The 20,507-nt window shown below is 67.8% G+C and carries 19 protein-coding genes; 15 read left to right on the forward strand and 4 right to left on the reverse strand.

Going from position 1 to position 20,507, the window contains the following annotated elements; translation table 11 throughout:
• Nucleotide 1 precedes the first annotated feature (1 nt).
• Together BW996_RS07975 and BW996_RS07980 are read left to right on the forward strand one after the other, a co-directional pair.
• Entirely contained in the window at nucleotides 2-964 is a 963-nt protein-coding gene (locus tag BW996_RS07975; protein WP_037484671.1) for an SMP-30/gluconolactonase/LRE family protein, read from the forward strand.
• Between the two features lie 144 nt (nucleotides 965-1,108).
• Nucleotides 1,109-2,071 carry a sugar kinase gene (locus tag BW996_RS07980; RefSeq protein WP_051632200.1) on the forward strand — a complete coding sequence of 321 codons (963 nt, stop codon included), beginning with the start codon at nucleotides 1,109-1,111 and terminating at the stop codon, nucleotides 2,069-2,071.
• A gap of 19 nt (nucleotides 2,072-2,090) precedes the next feature.
• Here BW996_RS07980 and BW996_RS07985 read toward each other — a convergent pair whose 3' ends face one another.
• Nucleotides 2,091-3,098: a porin gene (locus tag BW996_RS07985; RefSeq protein WP_037484673.1), complete on the reverse strand. Its 1,008-nt coding sequence runs from the start codon at nucleotides 3,096-3,098 to the stop codon at nucleotides 2,091-2,093.
• A 271-nt stretch (nucleotides 3,099-3,369) separates the two neighbouring features.
• On the reverse strand, nucleotides 3,370-3,741 hold the full coding sequence (locus BW996_RS07990) for a cupin domain-containing protein (RefSeq protein WP_051632201.1): 372 nt from the start codon (nucleotides 3,739-3,741) through the stop codon (nucleotides 3,370-3,372).
• 201 nt (nucleotides 3,742-3,942) lie between these two features.
• Between BW996_RS07990 and kduI the strand changes: the two genes are divergently transcribed.
• The 12 genes from kduI to BW996_RS08050 all read left to right on the forward strand — a co-directional run bounded on the left by kduI (nucleotide 3,943) and on the right by BW996_RS08050 (nucleotide 17,317).
• Entirely contained in the window at nucleotides 3,943-4,779 is an 837-nt protein-coding gene (gene kduI / locus BW996_RS07995; RefSeq protein ID WP_037484675.1) for a 5-dehydro-4-deoxy-D-glucuronate isomerase, read from the forward strand.
• Between the two features lie 136 nt (nucleotides 4,780-4,915).
• Nucleotides 4,916-5,686 carry a 2-dehydro-3-deoxy-D-gluconate 5-dehydrogenase KduD gene (gene kduD / locus BW996_RS08000; protein WP_037484677.1) on the forward strand — a complete coding sequence of 257 codons (771 nt, stop codon included), beginning with the start codon at nucleotides 4,916-4,918 and terminating at the stop codon, nucleotides 5,684-5,686.
• A gap of 62 nt (nucleotides 5,687-5,748) precedes the next feature.
• A complete protein-coding gene (locus tag BW996_RS08005) occupies nucleotides 5,749-6,633 on the forward strand; it encodes a carbohydrate ABC transporter permease (RefSeq protein WP_037484679.1) in 885 nt (294 codons plus the stop codon).
• On the forward strand, nucleotides 6,630-7,541 hold the full coding sequence (locus BW996_RS08010; protein WP_051632202.1) for a carbohydrate ABC transporter permease: 912 nt from the start codon (nucleotides 6,630-6,632) through the stop codon (nucleotides 7,539-7,541). The genes BW996_RS08005 and BW996_RS08010 overlap by 4 nt, the downstream gene beginning before the upstream one ends.
• Before the next feature lie 32 nt (nucleotides 7,542-7,573).
• Nucleotides 7,574-8,722, forward strand: a complete 1,149-nt coding sequence (locus BW996_RS08015) for an ABC transporter ATP-binding protein (RefSeq protein ID WP_037484681.1) — start codon at nucleotides 7,574-7,576, stop codon at nucleotides 8,720-8,722.
• A gap of 72 nt (nucleotides 8,723-8,794) precedes the next feature.
• Nucleotides 8,795-10,090 carry an ABC transporter substrate-binding protein gene (locus tag BW996_RS08020; RefSeq protein WP_051632203.1) on the forward strand — a complete coding sequence of 432 codons (1,296 nt, stop codon included), beginning with the start codon at nucleotides 8,795-8,797 and terminating at the stop codon, nucleotides 10,088-10,090.
• A gap of 19 nt (nucleotides 10,091-10,109) precedes the next feature.
• Entirely contained in the window at nucleotides 10,110-11,465 is a 1,356-nt protein-coding gene (locus tag BW996_RS08025) for a pectate lyase family protein (RefSeq protein WP_206539526.1), read from the forward strand.
• Nucleotides 11,466-11,492: 27 nt separating this feature from the next.
• Complete coding sequence (locus BW996_RS08030; protein WP_037484683.1) at nucleotides 11,493-12,641, forward strand: oligogalacturonate lyase family protein; 1,149 nt, start codon at nucleotides 11,493-11,495, stop codon at nucleotides 12,639-12,641.
• A 25-nt stretch (nucleotides 12,642-12,666) separates the two neighbouring features.
• Nucleotides 12,667-14,172: an MATE family efflux transporter gene (locus tag BW996_RS08035; protein WP_076458828.1), complete on the forward strand. Its 1,506-nt coding sequence runs from the start codon at nucleotides 12,667-12,669 to the stop codon at nucleotides 14,170-14,172.
• Nucleotides 14,169-15,017, forward strand: a complete 849-nt coding sequence (gene kdgR, locus BW996_RS08040) for a DNA-binding transcriptional regulator KdgR (protein ID WP_051631385.1) — start codon at nucleotides 14,169-14,171, stop codon at nucleotides 15,015-15,017. The genes BW996_RS08035 and kdgR overlap by 4 nt, the downstream gene beginning before the upstream one ends.
• Nucleotides 15,018-15,084: 67 nt before the next feature.
• Nucleotides 15,085-16,944 (forward strand): dihydroxy-acid dehydratase, encoded by a 1,860-nt coding sequence (gene ilvD, locus BW996_RS08045; RefSeq protein WP_037476971.1) that lies wholly within the window; start codon nucleotides 15,085-15,087, stop codon nucleotides 16,942-16,944.
• A 34-nt stretch (nucleotides 16,945-16,978) separates the two neighbouring features.
• Nucleotides 16,979-17,317: a YnfA family protein gene (locus BW996_RS08050; protein ID WP_037477009.1), complete on the forward strand. Its 339-nt coding sequence runs from the start codon at nucleotides 16,979-16,981 to the stop codon at nucleotides 17,315-17,317.
• A 9-nt stretch (nucleotides 17,318-17,326) separates the two neighbouring features.
• On the opposite strand, the gene BW996_RS08055 is transcribed toward BW996_RS08050, so the two are convergent.
• Both BW996_RS08055 and BW996_RS08060 read right to left on the reverse strand, forming a co-directional pair.
• Complete coding sequence (locus BW996_RS08055; RefSeq protein ID WP_037476973.1) at nucleotides 17,327-18,520, reverse strand: aldo/keto reductase; 1,194 nt, start codon at nucleotides 18,518-18,520, stop codon at nucleotides 17,327-17,329.
• A gap of 16 nt (nucleotides 18,521-18,536) precedes the next feature.
• Entirely contained in the window at nucleotides 18,537-19,394 is an 858-nt protein-coding gene (locus tag BW996_RS08060; protein WP_037476974.1) for an aldo/keto reductase, read from the reverse strand.
• Between the two features lie 140 nt (nucleotides 19,395-19,534).
• Between BW996_RS08060 and BW996_RS08065 the strand changes: the two genes are divergently transcribed.
• Nucleotides 19,535-20,494 (forward strand): LysR family transcriptional regulator, encoded by a 960-nt coding sequence (locus tag BW996_RS08065; RefSeq protein WP_037476976.1) that lies wholly within the window; start codon nucleotides 19,535-19,537, stop codon nucleotides 20,492-20,494.
• The last annotated feature ends 13 nt before the right edge of the window (nucleotides 20,495-20,507 follow it).

The raw sequence follows: 20,507 nt of genomic DNA on the forward strand, positions 1-20,507 counted from the left end.
CATGACGGAGCCGCTGTCGCTGCGCTATCCCGATCCCGCCATCGAGATCCTGCACCCGGATTTCCTGAAGCTGCGTCTCTACAGCGCCAGTGTCGAGCGGCTGGCCACCGGGCTGCGCTGGGCCGAAGGACCGGTGTGGTTCGGCGACGGGCGCTTTCTGCTGCTGTCGGACATTCCGAACGACCGGGTGCTGCGCTGGGACGACTGCTCCGGCGCGGTGAGCGTGTTTCGCCAGCCTGCGAACAACGCCAACGGCCACGCGCGCGACGCGCAGGGGCGGCTGCTCACCTGCGAGCACCTGAGCCGTCGCGTCACGCGCACCGAGCATGACGGCCGCCTCACCGTGCTGGCGGATCACTTCGAGGGCGCCCGGCTGAACTCGCCCAACGACATCACGCTGTGCCGCCGCGACGGCGCGGTCTGGTTCACCGACCCGGATTTCGGGCTGCACGGCCACTGGGAAGGCGAGCCCGGCACGCCGGAGCGACCGCACGCGGTCTACCGGATCGACGCGGCGAGCGGGCGCATCGACTGTGTGCTCGACGATCTTGCGGGGCCGAACGGGCTGGCGTTCTCGCCGGACGAGTCGGTGCTTTACGTGATCGAAAGCCGCGCCGCGCCGCACCGTCTGATCTGGGCCTGGGACCACGCCGCCGACGGCACGCTGTCGAACAAGCGACTGCACGTCGATGCCGACGGGCCGGGAGCGCTGGACGGCATGGCTGTCGACGTGGCCGGCAATCTCTGGTGCGGCTTCGGGACCAGCGGCGCACCCGGCACCGAGGCCGCCGCTCTGGACGGCGTGCGCGTCTACGACCCGACAGGTCGCCCGATCGGCCACATCCACCTGCCCGAGCGCTGCGCCAACCTGTGCTTCGGCGGTGCCAAGGGCAACCGGCTGTTCATGGCCGCGAGCCATTCGCTGTACGCGCTGTACGTCAACACCACGGGTGCGGTGCGTTGAGCAGAGCCTGACGCATTTCCCTCGGCGCCTGCTGCCGGTCCTGTGCCCTGGCCCTGCGCCGGGGCATTTTCGTCGTGAAGCCGCTTGCTGCTGCTGCACTCGCTCTTTAAAATGAAATCATGTTTCATTGAATTTGGAATAAACATGATTTCCCCGCAATCCCAAGCCTTCCGTGCGGTGCTGTTCGGCGAATGCATGCTGGAACTGCAGGGCCAGGCCTTCGGCGCGATGCAGCAGTCGTTCGGCGGCGACACGCTGAACACGGCGGCCTACCTGGCGCGCTGCAGCGCCAGCACCGGACTGGCGGTGGATTACGCCACCGCGGTCGGCGAAGACCCGCTGAGCACGGAGCTGCTGCGGCGCTGGGCGCAGGAGGGCATTGGCTGCACGCTGGTGCACCGGCATCCCCGGCGGCTGCCGGGCCTCTACCAGATCCAGGTCGACCCGCAGGGCGAACGCACCTTTCTCTACTGGCGCGACCAGAGTGCCGCGCGGGCCTACTTCGACGAGGCGCTCACTCCGCTGGAGGCGGCGGCCGACACGATCGACCTGCTCTACTTCAGCGGCATCAGCTTGGCGATCCTCGACGGCGACGGCCGCGACCGGCTGATCGCGCTGGCCGAGCGGCTGCGCGCACGCGGCGCACGGGTTGTCTTCGACAACAACTATCGGGCCCGCCTGTGGCCGGACCGCTCGATTGCGCAAGCCTGGTACGACCGCGCCTACCGCACGAGCACGCTGGCCTTGCTGACGCTGGACGACGAGATGCTGCTGCGCGGACTGAGCGGCGAGGCGCAAGGCCTGGACTTCGCCCATGCCCTGCCGGTCGAGGAGGTGGTGGTCAAGCGCGGGGCGCAGCCGAGCTGCGTGCGCATGAATCGCCAGGGCTGGACCGAGGTGCCGACCGTGCCGGTGGAGAGGGTTGTGGACACGACGGCCGCAGGCGATTCCTTCGGTGCGGGTTATCTGGCCGCCCGGCTCCAGGGGCTGGCGCCGGCCGAAGCGGCTGCGGCGGGCAACGCGCTGGCCGCCCGTGTCATCCAGCACCGCGGCGCCCTGATTCCCCATGCGGCGATGGCCGACCTGTGCGGCCGGCCATCGGTGTGAAACACACCGGCCGTGTGGATCAGAAGTTGTAGCGCACGGCGGTCTCGTACTGCATCACCCCGTTGTCCACGGTGCCCTTGCGATAGCCATGGTGCGCCAGTGACAGGTTCAGCGACACCTGCTTGCTCAGCGGGTAGTGGTAGCCCAGACCCAGTCGGCGTTCGGCTGCACTGCCCAGCGCCGCGTTGTCATCGCGCTTCTGCCACGACACGCGCACTTGGCCTGGCCCGGCCGGAATCTGCGCTCCCAGCGTGAGAACGGTCTGCTCGCCGTTGTTGGCCACGTTCAGGTCGCTGGACTTCGCCCAGATGCCCATCAGCTTGACCACCTTGAAGTCATACGTGCCGGCCAGTGCCAGGGTCTTCCAGTCGTCGGTGGCACTGGCGTCGGTCTGGTAGGTGACCGAAGCCAGAACGGGGCCCTGAATGTAGTCGGCCTGAATGCCGGACACCCGCTTGCGCTGGGTCGCCGAGGCTTCGGACACCGCAGCGCCGAACGAGAACCCGCTCCAGCGCGGTGCCTGGTAGTACACAGTGTTGTCCCACTTGGCGACCAGCTTCGCGCCACGGCTGCCGTTGGAGGCCAGGCTGTCCCCCCCAAAGGCTTCGTAGCGGCCGGCGATGCCGTTGTTGTCGCCAGGCGAGCTGATGCGGCCCAGCGTGATCGAGCCGAACTGCTTGTGCCCGATGCCGACGAAGGCCTTGTCCTTCCACATCACGCCGTCCTGCACGCCGGTATCGGCCTTGAAGCGGTGTTCCAGGTTGAAGAAGGCGCTCAGACCGCCGCCCAGATCTTCCGTGCCCCGGAATCCCAGACGGGCGGTGGAGCTGTCCTGCACCATGGCCTTGGTGTCTTCGCTGCTCTTGATGTCCTGGGCGTAGCGGCCTGCGCCCAGATCAACACGGCCATAAACGGTGACATTGCTGCCGCTGTTGGCGGATTGAGCCAAGGCAGGCAGGGCGGCGGTCAGTGCCAGCGGCAGAGCGAGCAGGGTCAGGCGGGCCGTGGGGCGAACGAAGAGGGTCATGGTCTGTCTCCAGAATCAATCGATGAATGAATCGACGGCGGATGCGCTGCAGGGCACGCACGCAGTCAAGCGCCGGCAGCGATCCAGGGCGAAGCCCGGGCGAAGGTCGTCCTGAAGCCGGAGGGCCTCATGGGACAGTCCATCGGGGGCGAGGGGGATGCGCCGTGGCGTCAGACCACAGACCAGGCCTCCGCGCCGGCACCCAGCAGGGATGCCGGACACTCACACCCGCAGCAGGCGGGATGGAGCGAGCGGAAGCGGGAAACCCGCGTCAGGCGAAGAAGTCGTCCCGCCGCGGTGAAAACATGTCGATGAGCTGGCTGGCGGGCTCCAGGGCGATGGCCTCATGCCAGACGGTCTTGGGGGCGACAAAAGCATCCCCGGCGCGCAGGACGCGGCGTGTCTGCCCCACCAGCACGTCGAACGAACCGGTCAGGACGTACACCACCTGATCGTGCAGCTCGTGCGCGTGGGCCGTGCCGACACCGGCGCCCTGCTCGAAGCGCACCACAGCGCCCAGCAGTTCGGGTGTGTGTCCCAGGATCTTGCGTTCGATGCCAGGCGCCACCTGTTCCCAGGGGTGGTCTCCATCCAGGAAGAACGCAGGTGCAGGGTCGATGGACGGGGTGTCAGGAGGGTTCATGGTGTCAGCTTGATCAGCTTCGTTTTCAAAACGACGTTCCAAAAAAATTGCAATTTGCTTGCATGGGTGGCATTATAAAGGACATGGAAAAAAATGAAACAGCAGTTCATTAATAAAAGAGCGCTGTTTCTGGAAAACACCGAGTCATCGACTGACGACCACTTCACCCCGCGCACGGGGCATCTCGACAAGGAAACGATCTTGGACATCCGCCAGCCCATCCACAGCGACCACGCCAAGACCCTGGACACCACCGGCCTGCGCCAGCAGTTCCTGCTGGACACGGTGTTCCAGCCCGGCGGCATGACGCTGACCTACAGCCACATCGACCGCATCATCGTGGGCGGCATCCAGCCCGCCGAGGCGCCCGTGGTGTTCTCGCCCGAGCTCGGCAAGCACACCGGCACCGAGTTCTTCCTGGCCCGCCGCGAGATCGGCCTGATCAACATCGGCGGCGACGCGGTGGTGACGGTGGATGGCATGCGCTTCGAGGTGCTGCGCGAGGAGGCCCTCTACATCGGCGCCGGCGCGCGCGACGTGGCCTTCGAGAGCGTGAGCGCTGCCGATCCGGCCAAGCTCTACTTCAACAGCGCCCCGGCCCACACGAGCTACCCGACGCGCAAGATCACGCTGGAGCAGGCCTCGCCCGAGACGCTGGGCGAACCGAAGACCAGCAACCGCCGCACGATCTACAAGTACATCGTCCCGAACGTGCTGCCGACCTGCCAGCTGCTGATGGGCATGACCAAGCTCGAAGAAGGCAGCCTCTGGAACACCATGCCCTGCCACACGCACGAGCGGCGCATGGAGGTGTACTTCTACTTCAACATGAAGTCCGACGCTGTGGTCTTCCACATGCTGGGCCAGCCGCAGGAGACCCGCCACCTCGTGGTGCGCAACGAGCAGGCCGTGATCAGCCCGAGCTGGTCGATCCACTCCGGCGTGGGCACGCAGGCTTACACCTTCATCTGGGGCATGGTGGGCGAGAACCAGGTGTTCCCGGACATGGACCACGTGAAGATGACCGAGCTGCGCTGAGCCTGCGCGGTCCCTCCCGCGCCCCAGGCCCCTGACGGGCCGCCCCGAACCCGATCCTCCGACCTGTCGCCGGTGGCCTGATGCCGCTGCGAGGGGGCGGTCTTGTCCGAAAGTCCCTCGAGCCATGACTTCCGCCATGTCTTCCACCTCCGCCGCCGCCTTCGACCTCACCGGCAAGGTCGCCCTCGTCACCGGCTGCGATACCGGCCTGGGTCAGGGCATGGCCCTGGCCCTGGCCCGGGCTGGCGCCGACATCGTCGGCGTCAACATCACCGAGCCCAGGGACACCATCGTCCGCATCGCCGAGACGGGCCGTCGCTTCATCGACGTGCGTGCCAACCTGTCCGATCTGTCGGTCATTCCCGATGTGCTCGGCCAGGCGGTCGCGGCGCTGGGTCGCATCGACATCCTGGTCAACAACGCCGGCATCATCCGCCGCGAGGATGCGCTGAAGTTCAGCGAGAAGGACTGGGACGACGTGATGAACCTGAACGTGAAGACGGTGTTCTTCATGGCGCAGGCCGTCGCGCGCCAGTTCATCGCGCAGGGCTCAGGCGGCAAGATCATCAACATCGCCTCGATGCTGTCCTTCCAGGGCGGGGTGCGTGTGCCGTCCTACACCGCCTCGAAGAGCGGCGTGATGGGCATCACCCGCCTGATGGCCAACGAGTGGGCTGCGCACGGCATCAACGTCAATGCCATTGCCCCGGGCTACATGGCCACCAACAACACCGCGCAGCTGCGGGCCGACGAAAACCGCAACCAGGCCATCCTGGAGCGCATCCCGGCCGGCCGCTGGGGCACGCCGGACGATCTGGCCGGCCCGGTGGTGTTTCTTGCCTCCCGCGCCGCGGACTATGTCAACGGCTACACCCTGGCCGTGGACGGTGGCTGGCTGGCGCGCTGACGCCTGTTCGACAAACGCGCAGCCCCGTCCTCGCCGGCGTGCGGCTGCCAGGAGACAAGATCATGTACGAGAACAAGCGACTGGGCTTCCTGTTCGTGCTGCCCTTCGTGCTCGGCGTGCTGATGTTCAAGCTCTTCCCCTTCGTGATGAGCTTTGCGCTGAGCTTCACCGAGTACGACGTGATGAATCCCCCGGTGTGGATCGGCACCGAGAACTACGAGCAGATGCTCACCAAGGACCCGCTGTTCGGCAAGTCCCTGGGCGTCACGCTGTTCTTCGTGGCGATGGCCGTGCCGCTGCGCGTCGGCTTTGCGCTGTTCATCGCCCACGTGCTGAACTTCAAGCTGCGCGGCATCAACTTCTTCCGCTCGGCCTTCTACCTGCCCTCCATCCTGGGCGGCTCGATCGCGGCGGCGGTGCTGTGGCGCTTCCTGTTCGCGCAGCACGGGCTGGTGAACATCGTGCTGGGCAAGCTGGGCCTCGAGCCGATCGCCTGGCTGGCCGACGAGCACTACTCGATCTGGACCGTGATCCTGCTGTTCACCTGGCAGTTCGGCTCGGCGATGGTGATCTTCCTGGCTGCGCTGCAGAACGTGCCGATCTCGCTCTACGAGGCCGCCGAGATCGATGGTGCGAGCAAGACGCAGCAGTTCTTCCGCATCACCGTGCCGCTGATCACGCCGGTGATCTTCTTCAACCTGATCATGCAGATGGTGCACGCCTTCCAGGAGTTCAACGGCCCTTACATGATCACCGAGGGCGGCCCGCTGCACTCGACCTACCTGCTGTCGCTCTACATCTACGACCAGAGCTTCAAGCTGTTCAACCTGGGCTACGGCGCGGCGCTGTCGTGGGTGCTGTTCGCCATCGTCGGGTCCTTGAGCGCGCTGTCGTTCTTCACCTCGAAGTACTGGGTCTTCTACGCCGGTGAAAAGGACCACAAATGAATTCCGCTGCCCTGAACCCCGCGGCTGCCTCGGACCGCGTCGCCTCCGACCGCGAGGCCCGTCTCACCCTGCGCCGCGAGCGCCTGGCCGCCCTCACCCGCTATGTCGTGCTGTGCGCGGTGGGCGTGGTGATGCTCTATCCGATGATCTGGCTCATCGGCGCCTCGTTCAAGACGAACGCCGAGATCTTCACCGAGATCGGCTTCATCCCCTCGCAGCTGGACTTCACCGCCTATCTCAAGGGCTGGAAGACCAGCACCGAGTACACCTTCGCCACCTACTTCCTGAACTCGTTCCTGATCACCATCCCGCGCATCATCGTCACGGTGATCTCGTGCGTGCTGGTGGCCTATGCCTTCGCGCGCTTCGAGTTCTGGGGCAAGAAGTTCCTGTTCTCGGTGATGGTGGCCACGATGATGCTGCCGCTGATCATCCTGCGCCTGCCGCAGTACCTGATGTTCAAGGAGTTCGGCTGGCTGGACACCTACCTGCCGATGATCGTGCCCTCGGCTTTCGCCACCGACACCTTCTTCGTCTTCATGCTGGTCCAGTTCCTGCGCGGCATCCCGCGCGACATGGAGGAGGCCGCGCAGATCGACGGCTGCAACGCGCTGCAGCTGCTCTGGCACATCATCGTGCCGCTGTTGAAGCCCGCCATCATCAGCGTCATCGTCTTCCAGTTCATCTGGACGATGAACGACTTCATGGGCCCGCTGATCTACCTCTCCACCGTGGAGAAATATCCGGTCTCCCTGGCCCTGAAGATGAGCATCGGCGCCACCGAGGAGGTCGAGTGGGCCTCGGTGCTGGCGATCTCGGTGGTGGCCCTGCTGCCCTCCGTCGCCGTCTTCTTCGCCGCCCAGCGCCACTTCATCGAAGGCGCCTCCAGCAGCGGCATCAAGGGCTGAAGCGCCCGCCCCCATTCCTCAGGAGACAAGTCATGGCCCAAGTCAGCCTCAAAGGCATCGAGAAGGTTTACGGCAACGGTTTCAAGGCCGTGCACGGGGTGGATCTGGACATTCACGACGGCGAGTTCATGGTGTTCGTCGGCCCCTCGGGCTGCGCCAAGAGCACGCTGCTGCGCATGGTGGCGGGGCTGGAGTCCATCAGCGGCGGCGAGCTGCGCATCGGCGGCACGGTGGTGAACAACCTGGCGCCCAAGCAGCGTGGCATCGCGATGGTGTTCCAGAACTACGCCCTCTACCCGCACATGAAGGTCTACGACAACCTGGCCTTCGGCTTGAAGCTGGCCGGCACGCCCAAGGCCGAGGTGGACGCCCGGGTGCGCGACGCCGCCCGGCTGCTGGAGATGGACCATCTGCTGGAGCGCTATCCCAAGCAGCTCTCGGGCGGTCAGGCCCAGCGCGTGGCGGTGGGCCGTGCCATCGTCAAGAAGCCGGGCGTGTTCCTGTTCGACGAGCCGCTCTCCAACCTGGACGCCAAGCTGCGCGCCAACATGCGGGTGCGCCTGACCGAGCTGCACCGCACGCTGCGCGAGCAGGGCCGCGCCTCCACCGCCGTCTATGTCACGCACGACCAGGTCGAGGCGATGACGATGGGCGAGCGCATCTGCGTGCTCAAGGACGGCACCATCCAGCAGGTCGATGTGCCCACGGCGCTCTACAGCCGTCCGGCCAACGCCTTCGTGGCCGGCTTCATCGGTTCGCCGGAAATGAACATCCGCGAGGCCCGCGTGGTCGGCGGTGACGCCGGGGCCGTGGTGGACGTGGGGGGCGTGGCGCTGAAGCTGCCAGCCCGCCATGCCGAGCGTCTGGGCGTCTGGCGCGATCGCATGCTGCGCTTTGGCATTCGCCCCGAGCACATCGTGGCCGATCTGAACGCCCCCGGCGTGGCCGGTACGCCCGACCTGGTCGAGGTCGAGGGTGTGCTGCGCTTCGTCGAGCACATGGGCAGCGAGGTGTATGTGCACTTCGACCTGGGCGGTGTGCCCTTCACCAGCCGCGTCGGCGCCGAGCTGCTGGGCGGCGTGGACGCCAAGCCGCGCGGTGCCCTGCATCGCTTCGGCTTCCTGATGGGTCAGAGCCACGCCTTCGAACCCGAGGGCAGCGGCCGCAACCTGCTGCTGTGAGGCCGTCCCGCTTTCGCCTTGCCCTTCCCCTTGCCTTCACACCCAGAACATCCCGTCTTGGAGACACATGCCATGCAACGCCGCTTTTGCCTGAAGTCTGCTGCTGCCGCCGCCCTGGTGCTGGCGGGCTCTTCCGCTTTGGCCCAGGAGGCCACCTTGCGTTTTTCCTGGTGGGGAGGCGGCGAGCGCCATGAGACCACGCTCAAGGCGATTGCCGCCTTCGAGGCCAGGAATCCCGGTGTCAAGATCAAGGGCGAGTACATGGGCTTCGGCGGCTACCAGGAGCGCCTGACCACCCAGATCGCCGGCGGGCAGGAGCCTGACATCATGCAGATCAACTGGGCCTGGCTGGCGACCTACTCGAAGAACGGCGAGGGCTTCTACGACCTGAACCAGTCCAAGCCGCACCTGGCGCTCAAGGAGTTCTCAGCGGAGGAACTGCGCATGGGCACGGTGGCGGGCAGGCTCAACGGCCTGCCGACCTCCTACACCGCGCGGCTGTTCGTGTGGAACAAGGCGGCCTTCGAGCGCGCCGGCATGAAGCTGCCCGCCACCTGGGACGAGCTGTTCGCCGCCGGCAAGGCCTTCCAGGCCAAGAACGGCGACAAGGCCTATGTCATCGACGGCGAGCTCTACGACATGATCCTGCTGTCGCAGACCTACATTTACCAGAAGCACGGCACCCCCTATGTGGACCCGACCGCCCCCAAGGTCGCCATGAGCCCGCAGGCCGTGCTGGAATGGGTGCAGACCTACAAAAAGCTGGTCGATGGCAGGACCGCCACGCCGCTGCCCTACCGCGCCAGCCTGGGCGGGGCCGAAAAGCCCACCGAGCAGCAGCCCGACTGGGTCACCGGCACCTGGGCCGGCAACTACACCTGGGACTCGGTGCTGCGCCTGCGCGCCAGCACGCTGAACAAGGACCAGAAGCTCGACATCGGGGACTTCCTCACCGTGCCCGGCGCCAAGAACTCCGGCATGTTCGGCCGCCCGTCGCTGCTGTTCGTGGTCAGCAAGCGCAGCAAGCACCCTGAGGTTGCCGCCAAGTTCATCAACTTCATGCTCACCGACCCCGAGGCGGCCCGCATCCTGGGACTGACCCGCGGCGTTCCGGCGGCCGACAGCCAGTACAAGGTGCTGGTGGACGAAAAGCGCATCGACCCGCTGGAGCAGAAGGCCTTCGCCCAGATCAAGGCGGCCAAGGACGCCGGCAAGATCACTCTGCCGTCGCCGCTGTTCGAATCGCCGCGCATGCAGAAATTCATGCGCGAGGTCTTCGAGCAGCTGGCCTACGGGAAGATCACCGAGCAGCAGGCCGCCACTCGCTTGCTGGACGAGGGCAATGCGCTGCTGGCGCGTCTGAAGTGAGCCCCGAGGAGTCCCCACCATGCAACGACGTCAATGGATGGGCACCTGGGGTGCCCTGAGCGCCAGCCTGTGGCTGTCGGCCTGTGCCGGTCTGCCCGGCGGCAGCGCCTCCGCCCCCGCCCCGCTGGACCCTGCCCGCGTGGCCCAGGCCCGTGAAGGCCTGGCCGACAACGACGGCTGGGCGGCTGCCCAGGGTGGCACCTGGGGCGGCGCTGATGCCAGGCCCGAACACGTCTTCACCGTGCGCACCCGGGCCGAGCTGGTCCGGGCCCTGGGCTTGGGCGGCAGCGCCCCGGCCAGCACGCCCAAGATCGTGCAGATCGCCGCGATGATCGATCTGATGACCGACGACGCCGGCCGGCCGCTGAGTGAAGCGGACTTCCGCGACCCGGCCTTCAGCTGGGAGGCCTACCTCCAGGCCTACGCCCCGGCCACCTGGGGCAAAAACAAGCCCGAAGGCCCGCAAGAGGCGGCGCGCGCGCGCTCGGCCCAGCGGCAGGCGGCCCAGGTCATCGTCAAGGTGCCGTCCAACACCACCGTGATCGGCGTCACCGCCGATGCCGGCTTCAAGAACGGTGGCCTGATGGTCGAGAACGCCGAAAATGTGGTGATCCGTCACCTGCGCTTCGAGGACGCCTACGACCTCTTCCCCGAGTGGGATCCGAAAGACGGCCCCGACGGCAACTGGAACAGCGAGTACGACACCCTGGCGCTGCGCGGCGCCAGCCAGGTCTGGGTCGACCACAACACCTTCAGCGACGGGGCCCGGCCGGACGCGCGCGAGCCGGTCTGGTTCGGCCGCCAGGTGCAGCACCACGACGGGCTGCTGGACATCACCCTGGCCTCGACCAACGTCACCGTCTCGTGGAACCACTTCAAGGCCCACGACAAGACCAACCTGGTCGGCGGCAGCGACAGCCTCAAGACCGACGACGGCAAGCTCAAGGTCACCTTCCACCACAACTGGTGGGACGGGGTGGGCCAGCGCACCCCGCGCGTGCGCTGGGGCGAGGTGCATGTCTACAACAATCTCTACACCGTGCCCGCCACGGTGGCGCCGGACGACATCCGCTACGGCTACTCCATCGGCGTGGGCGTGAACTCACGCATCGTCAGCCAGGCCAACGCCTGGGAGGTGCCCGACAGCGTGCCCGCCCCCCAGCTCGTCAAGCTGTGGAAGGGCGAGACCTTCACCGACAGCGGCAGCACCCGCAACGGCCAGCCCGTGGATCTGTTCGCCGCCCTCCAGGCCGCCAACCCGAGCGCCAAGCTCAGCCGCGATGTGGGCTGGACGCCCTACCTGATGGCCCTTCCAGTGGAAAGCGCTGCCAGCGCCGCCGCCCGCGTGCGCGCCGGCGCTGGTGCCGGCCGCTGATCCCCTTGTCCCACTTTCCGTGTCGCCATGAGCAAAGCCACCGTCCGACAGCTCGCCTTCCAGATCGAGACCGACCCCGACACCGGGACGCGCGTCACCCGCCTCACCCCTGAGGATGTGACCTGCCACCGCAACTACTTCTACCAGAAGTGCTTCACCAACGACGGGCGCCGTCTGATCTTCGGTGCGGAGTTCGGCCCGGGCCCCGACTGGCATTACCACCTGCTCGACCTGGACAGCCAGACCGCGCTGCAGCTGACCGACCAGCCGGGGGAGAACACCTTCGGCGGCTTCCTCAGCCCGGACGACCGTCACCTGTATTTCGTGCGGCAGCAGCGCAACTTCGTGCGGCTGGAGCTGGCCACGCTGCGCGAGGAGGTGGTCTATGTCGTGCCCGAGGGCTGGGTGGGCTACGGCACCTGGGTGGCCAACTCGGCCTGCACCAAGGTGGTGGGCATCGAGATCGCCGCCGAGGACTGGTTTGCCTTGAGCGACTGGCAGAAGTTCAACGAGATGTTCGAGCGCCAGCCCCGCTGTCGCCTGTTCAGCATTGATCTGGCCACAGGCGCACGCCAGGTGATCCTGGAGCAGAAGGGCTGGCTCGGCCACCCGCAGTACCGCCCGTTCGACGACCGCACCGTCGCCTATTGCCATGAAGGCCCGCACGACCGCATCGACGCGCGCATGTGGTTCATCGACGAGGACGGCACGAATCGCCGCTGCGGCAAGCCGCACGAGAACGGCGAGAGCTGCACGCACGAGTTCTGGGTGCCGGACGGCTCGGCCATGATCTACGTCAGCTACCTGAAGGACAGCCCGGAGCGCTGGATCCGCTCGCTCGACCCGGTGACGCTGGCCGACCGGCCGCTGACGCAGATGCCGCCCTGCTCGCACCTGATGAGCAACCACGACGGCACGCTGATCGTCGGCGACGGCTGCGGCCACGCGGCGGCGGGCAACAACGAGATGCTGACGGGCGACCCCTACCTGCACCTGTTCGACCTGAAGGCCGGCACCACCCGCCGGCTGGCCCGCCACGACAGCTCCTGGGGCGTCTACAAGGGCGACCGCCAGGTCACGCACCCGCACCCGTCGTTCACGCCAGATGACCGCCAGGTGCTGTTCAGCTGCGACAAGCGCGGCGAGCCGGGGCTGTTCCTGGTGGATCTGGCCTGATCTTCGATCTCGCCCCGATCTTCGCGTGCCGGTGATCCATCGCCTGCGGGCAGCGCATCGGCAGGGCTGGCGCGGGCTGAGGCTGGTGCTGCGCCGGTGCTTTGGCCGGCCGATCGGTGCCTGGGCGCTGGCGGCCCCGCTGCTGGTGCAGGAGCTTGCGCTGGTGCTCGGCAGCGTGCTGATGACGCTGCTGGCGGCCCGGCTCGGCCCGGCTGCGGTGGCGGCGATCGGCTGGGTCGAGGTGCTGGGGCAGCTGCTGAACGCGCTGATGGGCGCCGTCGCGATCGGCACCACCGTCGTGACGGCGCAGGCGGTCGGTCGTGCCGGACGCTCTGCACGGCTGCACCGCATCGTGGCGCCGATCGCCGCCGATGCGCTGCGGCTGATGGGGCTCACCGGGCTGCTTCTGGCGCTGCTGCTCGGGCTGGGCCGCGAGCAGCTGATCGAGTGGGCGCTCGGCCGCAACGAGGTGGCGGTGCGCGATGCCGCAGGGCTGTATCTGGGCGCCCTGATCGTCGCCGACCTGCCGATGGCGCTGGTGCTGGTCGGCTGCGGCGTGCTGCGCGGTCTGGGTCACACACGGCAGACCCTGCACATCCAGCTGCTCATGGTCGCCAGCCAGGTGCTGCTGGCGGCCGGGCTGATGCACGGTGCCGGCTGGGGCGTCGAGGGCGCGGCGGTGGCGCTGGTGGTGTCCCGCGTGCTGGCCCTGGTGCAGGTGCTGCAGGCGCTGGAGCGGGTGCTGGGGGCCGGCAGGCTGGCCCGGCATGGGCGTCGCCGTGGTTGGAGGGCGCTCGGCAGCTCCCAGGTGCGAGGCATCGTGACGATCGGCGGACCGGCTGCGCTGGAAAGCCTGTTCTTCCATGTCGGCAAGATGCTGACGCAGACCCTGGTCGCCGGACAGGGCACGGCGGCGATGGCTGCCAATTTCATCGCGTTCTCCGTCGTCGGGCTGATCAACATTCCAGGCAATGCGCTGGGCAGTGCCGCCACCACGCTGGTCGGCCAGTCGATCGGTGCACGGCACCTGGCACGTGCACACGCGCTGGTGCGGCGCATCCACCGCAGTGCCGCAGCCGCCCTGTGCCTGCTGGCGGTGCCGATGGGCCTGCTCGCGTCGCCGCTGGCCAGTCTCTACACGCCGATGCCTGACGTGCAGGCGCAGGCGGCGCTTCTGATCCGCCTCAACGCGCTCTTCATGCCGGTCTGGGCCCTGTCCTTCGTGCTGCCTGCGGCCTTGCGCGGCGCAGCCGACACCCGCCACACGATGCACGTCGCCATCGCGAGCATGTGGCTGTGCCGGGTCGGACTCGCGCTGACCTTCGTGCATGTCACCGGCTGGGGGCTGACAGGCATCTGGCTCGGCATGTTCGCGGACTGGTGCCTGCGGGGGCTGCTGTTCTGGCGGCGCAGCCGGGGGCGCGCCTGGCTGACGGTCGGATCGCCTGAAACGTGTCGATGCGTGAGCCGGGTTTGCCGCCACAATCCAGTCCAGATGAAACACGATCCCGACGGAAACAAAACATCATGACGTCTGCCCACGACACGCCTGACTCTCGCCATGCACCCGAATCGGTGGCTGCGGTCCTGAAGGTCTTCACGATCCTGCAATCCCTTGCCGATCGCAGCGAGACCAGCCTGTCCGAGCTGTCGATTCGACTGTCCATGCCCAAGGCCACGGTCTATCGTTTCCTGCAGACGATGAAGAGCCTGGGCTATGTGCGTCAGGAGGAGGATTCCGAGCGCTACGGCCTGACGATGAAGCTGTTCGAGATCGGCAGCAAGACGCTGCGCTATCCCGATCTGATCGAGATCTGCAAGCCGCACATGCACCTGCTGTCGGAGCGCACCGGCGAGACCGTTCACCTGGGCACGCTGATCGACAGCGAGATTCTCTACGTCCACAAGGTGGACTCGCGCCACATGCTCGGCATGTACTCGCGCGTGGGCCGGCGCGCACCGCTGCACTGCACCGCGATCGGCAAGGTCCTGATGGCCTGGGAAGAGCCCGTGCGACGCGATGCGGTGCTGGCGGGTGCCGAGTTCAAGCGCTTTCGCGACAAGACGATCTGCGACCTGCCGTCCTATCTGCAGGAGCTTGAAAGAACCCGTGCCCAAGGCTTCGGCGAGGACCGCGAGGAGTTCGACGAGCACATCCGCTGCGTCGCGGTGCCGCTTTTCGGCCCGCACGGCGCCCCTGTGGCGGGGATGAGCGTCTCGTTTCCGACCTTCCGGTTCAGCGAGGAACTCGCCCGGGAGACGGTCGAGCTGCTGACACAGGCGAGCCGCGACGTTTCCGCACAGCTCGGCTGCGCCGCCTGGCCGCTTCAGCCGTCGGCGCGGTTCCCCTCGTCGACGCACATGCGCTCGGAGTAGGCGAAAATCTACAGTCCTGTCCTTACGCTCTGATGCCCTGCGCACAGAGCTGCCCGAAAGAGCTGCCATGCCCGCCTACCGTTCGAAGACCTCCACCGCCGGCCGCAACATGGCCGGAGCCCGTTCCCTGTGGCGCGCCACCGGCATGAAGGATGACGACTTCTCGAAGCCGATCATCGCCGTGGCCAACAGCTTCACCCAGTTCGTGCCGGGTCACGTCCACCTGAAGGACCTGGGCCAGCTGGTCGCACGCGAGATCGAGGCCGCCGGCGGCGTGGCCAAGGAATTCAACACCATCGCGGTGGACGACGGCATCGCGATGGGCCACGACGGCATGCTGTACTCGTTGCCCAGCCGCGACCTGATCGCCGACTCGGTCGAGTTCATGGTCAACGCCCACTGCGCCGACGCGCTGGTGTGCATCAGCAACTGCGACAAGATCACCCCGGGCATGCTGATGGCCGCCATGCGCCTGAACATCCCGGTCGTCTTCGTCTCCGGCGGCCCGATGGAGGCCGGCAAGGTGCGCCTGGCGGTGCCGGGCACGCAGACCGTGCAGATCAAGAAGCTCGACCTGGTGGACGCCATGGTCATGGCGGTGGACAGCAAGGTGTCCGACGCCGATCTGGCCGAAGTCGAGCGCTCGGCCTGCCCGACCTGCGGCTCGTGCTCGGGCATGTTCACCGCCAACTCGATGAACTGCCTGACGGAAGCCCTGGGCCTCTCCCTGCCCGGCAACGGCACCGTGCTGGCCACGCACGCCGACCGCGAGCAGCTGTTCAAGCGCGCCGGCCGTCTGGCGGTCGATCTGTGCAAGCGCTACTACGAGCAGGACGATGCCAGCGTGCTGCCGCGCTCGATGGGCTTCAAGGCCTTCGAGAACGCGATCACGCTCGACATCGCGATGGGCGGCTCGACCAACACCATCCTGCACCTGCTGGCCATCGCCCAGGAAGCCGGCATCGACTTCACGATGGCCGACATCGACCGCCTCTCGCGCGTGGTGCCGCAGCTGTGCAAGGTCGCGCCCAACACCAACAAGTACCATATCGAGGACGTGCACCGCGCCGGCGGCATCATGGCCATCCTGGGCGAGCTGGCCCGCGCCGGCAAGCTGCACACCGACGTGCCGACCATTCACGCGCCGACGATGGCCGACGCGCTGGCCCAGTGGGACATCGCCGGCCAGCCCAGCGACGAGGTCAAGACCTTCTACATGGCCGGCCCCGCCGGCATCCCGACGCAGGTCGCCTTCAGCCAGGCCACCCGCTGGCCCAGCCTGGACCTGGACCGCGCCGAGGGCTGCATCCGCTCCGACGAGCATGCCTTCTCGAAGGAAGGCGGCCTGGCCGTGCTGCGCGGCAACATCGCGGTCGACGGCTGCGTGGTCAAGACCGCCGGCGTCGACGAGTCCATCCTGGTGTTCGAGGGCTCGGCCTACGTGACCGAGTCGCAGGACGAGGCGGTGGCCGACATCCTGGCCGACAAGGTCAAGGCCGGCGACGTGGTCATCGTGCGCTACGAAGGCCCCAAGGGCGGCCCGGGCATGCAGGAAATGCTCTATCCCACCAGCTACATCAAGAGCAAGGGCCTGGGCAAGGCCTGCGCGCTGCTGACCGACGGCCGCTTCTCGGGCGGCACCTCGGGCCTGTCCATCGGCCACTGCTCGCCGGAAGCGGCGGCCGGCGGCGCGATCGGCCTGGTGAAGAACGGCGACCGCATCCGCATCGACATCCCCAACCGCACCATCAACGTGCTGGTCAGCGACGAGGAACTGGCCGCGCGCCGTGCCGAGCAGGACGCCAAGGGCTGGAAGCCGGCCCAGCCGCGCCCGCGCCAGGTCTCGGCCGCGCTGAAGGCCTACGCGCTGCTGGCCACCTCGGCCGACAAGGGCGCGGTGCGCGACCTCTCCAAGCTGGAAGGCTGAGGCCGGGACCGGCGCGTCGACGGCCATGGCGACGCTGGAACTGCTGCGCACCGCGCTGCTGTTCGGCCTGACGGCGGTGGCCGAGATCGTCGGCTGCTACCTGCCGTGGCTGTGGCTGCGGCAGGGGCGCAGCGTCTGGCTGCTGCTGCCGGCCGCGCTGAGCCTGGCGCTGTTCGCGTGGCTGCTGACGCTGCACCCCGGCGCCTCGGGGCGCACCTACGCGGCCTATGGCGGCGTCTACATCGTCGTGGCGCTGCTGTGGCTGCGCTGGGTCGATGGCGTCGTGCTGACTCCCACCGACTGGATCGGCGCGGGCATCAGCCTGACTGGCATGGCGGTGATCGCGCTGGGCGGCAGCGCCAAGGTGGGCTGAAGCCGAGCTTCAGGGCTTGGGCGGTGCCTCCACGCCCGACATCAGCGCCACCGCCGGCGGCAGGCGATCACCCTGGATGCGGATCGCGCCCAGCGCGGCATCCAGCTCGGCTCGCTCGGCCGGCGTGAAGCGCAGCTCGGCCGCGCCGAGATTCTGGTGCAGATGGGCGGCGTTGGTGGTGCCCGGGATCGGCACGATCCAGGGCTTGCGCGACAGCAGCCAGGCCAGCGCCACCTGGGACGGCGTGGCGCTCTTGCGCTGCGCCCAGTCACGCACCAGATCGACCAGCGCCATGTTGGCGGGCAGCACCTCCGGCGCAAAGCGCGGCGAGATCGCACGAAAGTCCGTCACCGGAGCCGTCTTGAAGCGAGAGTCTGCCTGTACGCCGCCCGCCAGGAAGCCCATGCCCAGCGGGCTCCAGCAGACGAAGCCGATGCCCAGTTCCTCGCACAGCGGCAGCACGGCGGCTTCGGGCCCGCGCCAGAGCATCGAGTACTCGTTCTGGATCACCGCCATCGGGTGCTCGGCATGCGCCCGGCGCACGGTCTGCAGGCCCGGCTCGGACAGGCCGTAATGCCGCAGCTTGCCGGCGCGGATCAGGTCCTTGAGCGTGCCGACCACCTCCTCGATCGGCACCTGGGGATCCACGCGGTGCTGGATCAGCACATCGATGCGGTCGGTGCGCAGGCGCTTCAATTGCGCCTCGACCACGGCACGGATGTGCTCGGGGCGGCTGTTGAGCCGGCCTGGGCGTCGCTGGCCAGAGACGGGATCGATGTCGAAGCCGAACTTGGTCTCCAGCACCACGCGGTCGCGCCGGCCCTGCAGCGCCTCGCCGACGATCTCCTCCGACAAAAAAGGGCCGTAGGCCTCGGCGGTGTCGATGAGCGTGACGCCTCGGTCCACCGCCTCATGGATCAGGCGGATGGCCGAGGGACGGTCGAAGGCGCTGCTGTACGAGTCCACCACCACGCCCGGCGCGGTGCCCTGGCGCCACTGGCAGCCCAGGCCGACAGGGAAGACCTCCAGCGGCCCGAGACGCCGACGGGCACCGACAGCGGCCGATGTGGCGGTCGTGGCTGCGCTGGCGCAGGCCGAGAGCAGGCTGGGTGCGACGCCCAGCAGGGCGGCGGTGGCCAGCAGCTGGCGGCGCGGGGCGTCGACGGCGTCGGAAGAAGAGGAGCGGTCGGTGTACGAAGTCATGATCGGTCTTTCGGGCTCAGCGGTCCAGGTCCAGGCGGCGCTCGCTCATCCACTTCACGATGGCCGGGTCCCGGTGCGAGAAGAAGCTGCTCTGGCCGGTCTCCAGCGTGGCGATGCGCGCCATGTCCTCGCTGTCGAGCTCGAAGTCGAAGATCGCCAGGTTCTCGGCCATGCGCTCCGGGCGAACCGACTTGGCCAGCACCGCGAGGCCGCGCTGCACCCCCCAGCGCAGCACCACCTGCCCGATCGACTTGCCGTGCCGGCGGCCGATGTCGCCCAGAAGCTCGTTCTGGAACAGGCCGTTGCGCCCCTCGGCGAACGGGGCCCAGGCCTGGACCTGCACGCTTTGACCGTGCATGAACGCCACGCTCTCGGCCTGCTGGTGGAAGGGGTTGACCTCGATCTGGTTGACCGCCGGCTTCAGCGTGTTGAAGGCGATCAGGTCCATCAGCCGATCGGGTGCGAAGTTGCTCACGCCGATGGCGCGCAGCTTGCCCGCTTGCACGGCATCTTCCATCGCACGCCAGGCGCCGTGCACGTCGCCGAAGGGTTGGTGGATCAGGAAGAGGTCGAGGTGGTCCAGCCCGAGACGGCGCAGCGAGGCGTCGATCGCCTGGCGTGCGCGCGCCTCGCTGGCGTCCTGGACCCAGAGCTTGCTGGTGATGAAGAGCTGGTCGCGCGGCACGCCGCTGCGTCGCACGCCTTCGCCCACCGCCGCCTCGTTCTGGTACGAGGCCGCGGTGTCGATCAGGCGGTAGCCGGCGGCGATCGCGTCGACGACGCTGCGGCTGCATTCGGCCGGGTCGGTGATCTGGAAGACGCCGAAGCCGGCGAGCGGCAGACGCAGTCCGTTGGCGAGGGGGAGGTTGTCCATGGCGGGGCTCCTGATGAGGGGTGTCCTGAGGTTGGCGCCAGTCTAGAAATTCGATTGATCACGCAGAAGACGCGAAACACTTGCTGGATTGACAATTCAAATCCGACAATCCGCCGCTACCCCGACCCCCAGGGCGCCCGATGGCCATCAACGAGCTGCGCACGATTTCCGTCTTCGTCACCACCGCCGAGCTGGGCAGCCTGCGCAAGGCTGCTGTCGCGCTGGGCATCAGCCCGCAGGCGGCCAGCCAGGCGCTGGCGCAGCTGGAGCAGCACCTGGGCGTGCGGCTCTTCCACCGCACCACACGCTCGATGGCGCTGACCGACGAGGGTCAGCGCTTCCTGGACGAGGCGCGGCCTTCGCTGGCGGGCTTGCAGCGCGCGGTGCACGCGATCCGGCATGCCCGCGAGGACATCGCCGGGCCCTTGCGCATCGTGGGACCGCGCGCCACCTTTGCGCCCCTGCTGTGGCGGCTGCTCGACGAGTTCTGCGAGCGCCATCCGCAGGTGGTGCCCGACGTGCAGCTCGAGGACCGGGTCGGCAACTGGGTGGAGGATCGGGTCGATGTGGGTTTTCGCCTCGGCCTGTCGCCGCATGACGGCGTGATCGCGCGGCGGCTGTTTCAGGTGCAGATGGTGGTGTGCGCCGCGCCAGCCTACCTGCGCCGGCATGGCATGCCCGACAGCCCGGCCGCGCTGCCTGACCACCGCTGCGTCGTCTACCGCCATCCGGTCTCGGGCCTGCTGATGCCGTGGCGCTTCCAGATCGACGGCGAGGAGCGCGACCAGCCGGTGCTGCCGGCGCTGTGCACCAACGACGAGATGCTGGAGCTGCAGGCGGTGCTGTCGGGCCGGGTGATCGGGCAGATCGCCGGCGTGACCGCGGCGCCCCACATCCGCGCTGGCCGGCTGGTGCCGCTGCTGGTCGAGCTGATGCCCGACCGCTACAGCTACTTCGTCTACTACGGCAGCCGCAGTGCCCAGCCTGTGCGGGTGCGCGCCTTCATCGACCTGGCGATCGAGCGGCTGTCGGCGCCGGGCGAGCATGTGCTCGACGCACAGGAGCTGCGTGCCGCGCAGGCCCGCGGCGGGAGGGCCTGAGCCGGGGACGGCC

The sequence above is a fragment of the Sphaerotilus natans genome, assembly GCF_900156335.1.
Classification (GTDB): domain Bacteria; phylum Pseudomonadota; class Gammaproteobacteria; order Burkholderiales; family Burkholderiaceae_C; genus Sphaerotilus; species Sphaerotilus natans.

Coding starts and splice junctions, on each gene's coding strand:
- BW996_RS07975 (WP_037484671.1), top strand. CDS start 2: ATGACGGAGCCGCTGTCGCTGCGCTATCCCGATCCCGCCATCGAGATC.
- BW996_RS07980 (WP_051632200.1), top strand. CDS start 1,109: ATGATTTCCCCGCAATCCCAAGCCTTCCGTGCGGTGCTGTTCGGCGAA.
- BW996_RS07985 (WP_037484673.1), bottom strand. CDS start 3,098: ATGACCCTCTTCGTTCGCCCCACGGCCCGCCTGACCCTGCTCGCTCTG.
- BW996_RS07990 (WP_051632201.1), bottom strand. CDS start 3,741: ATGAACCCTCCTGACACCCCGTCCATCGACCCTGCACCTGCGTTCTTC.
- kduD (WP_037484677.1), top strand. CDS start 4,916: ATGTCTTCCACCTCCGCCGCCGCCTTCGACCTCACCGGCAAGGTCGCC.
- BW996_RS08005 (WP_037484679.1), top strand. CDS start 5,749: ATGTACGAGAACAAGCGACTGGGCTTCCTGTTCGTGCTGCCCTTCGTG.
- BW996_RS08010 (WP_051632202.1), top strand. CDS start 6,630: ATGAATTCCGCTGCCCTGAACCCCGCGGCTGCCTCGGACCGCGTCGCC.
- BW996_RS08015 (WP_037484681.1), top strand. CDS start 7,574: ATGGCCCAAGTCAGCCTCAAAGGCATCGAGAAGGTTTACGGCAACGGT.
- BW996_RS08020 (WP_051632203.1), top strand. CDS start 8,795: ATGCAACGCCGCTTTTGCCTGAAGTCTGCTGCTGCCGCCGCCCTGGTG.
- BW996_RS08025 (WP_206539526.1), top strand. CDS start 10,110: ATGCAACGACGTCAATGGATGGGCACCTGGGGTGCCCTGAGCGCCAGC.
- BW996_RS08030 (WP_037484683.1), top strand. CDS start 11,493: ATGAGCAAAGCCACCGTCCGACAGCTCGCCTTCCAGATCGAGACCGAC.
- kdgR (WP_051631385.1), top strand. CDS start 14,169: ATGACGTCTGCCCACGACACGCCTGACTCTCGCCATGCACCCGAATCG.
- ilvD (WP_037476971.1), top strand. CDS start 15,085: ATGCCCGCCTACCGTTCGAAGACCTCCACCGCCGGCCGCAACATGGCC.
- BW996_RS08055 (WP_037476973.1), bottom strand. CDS start 18,520: ATGACTTCGTACACCGACCGCTCCTCTTCTTCCGACGCCGTCGACGCC.
- BW996_RS08060 (WP_037476974.1), bottom strand. CDS start 19,394: ATGGACAACCTCCCCCTCGCCAACGGACTGCGTCTGCCGCTCGCCGGC.
- BW996_RS08065 (WP_037476976.1), top strand. CDS start 19,535: ATGGCCATCAACGAGCTGCGCACGATTTCCGTCTTCGTCACCACCGCC.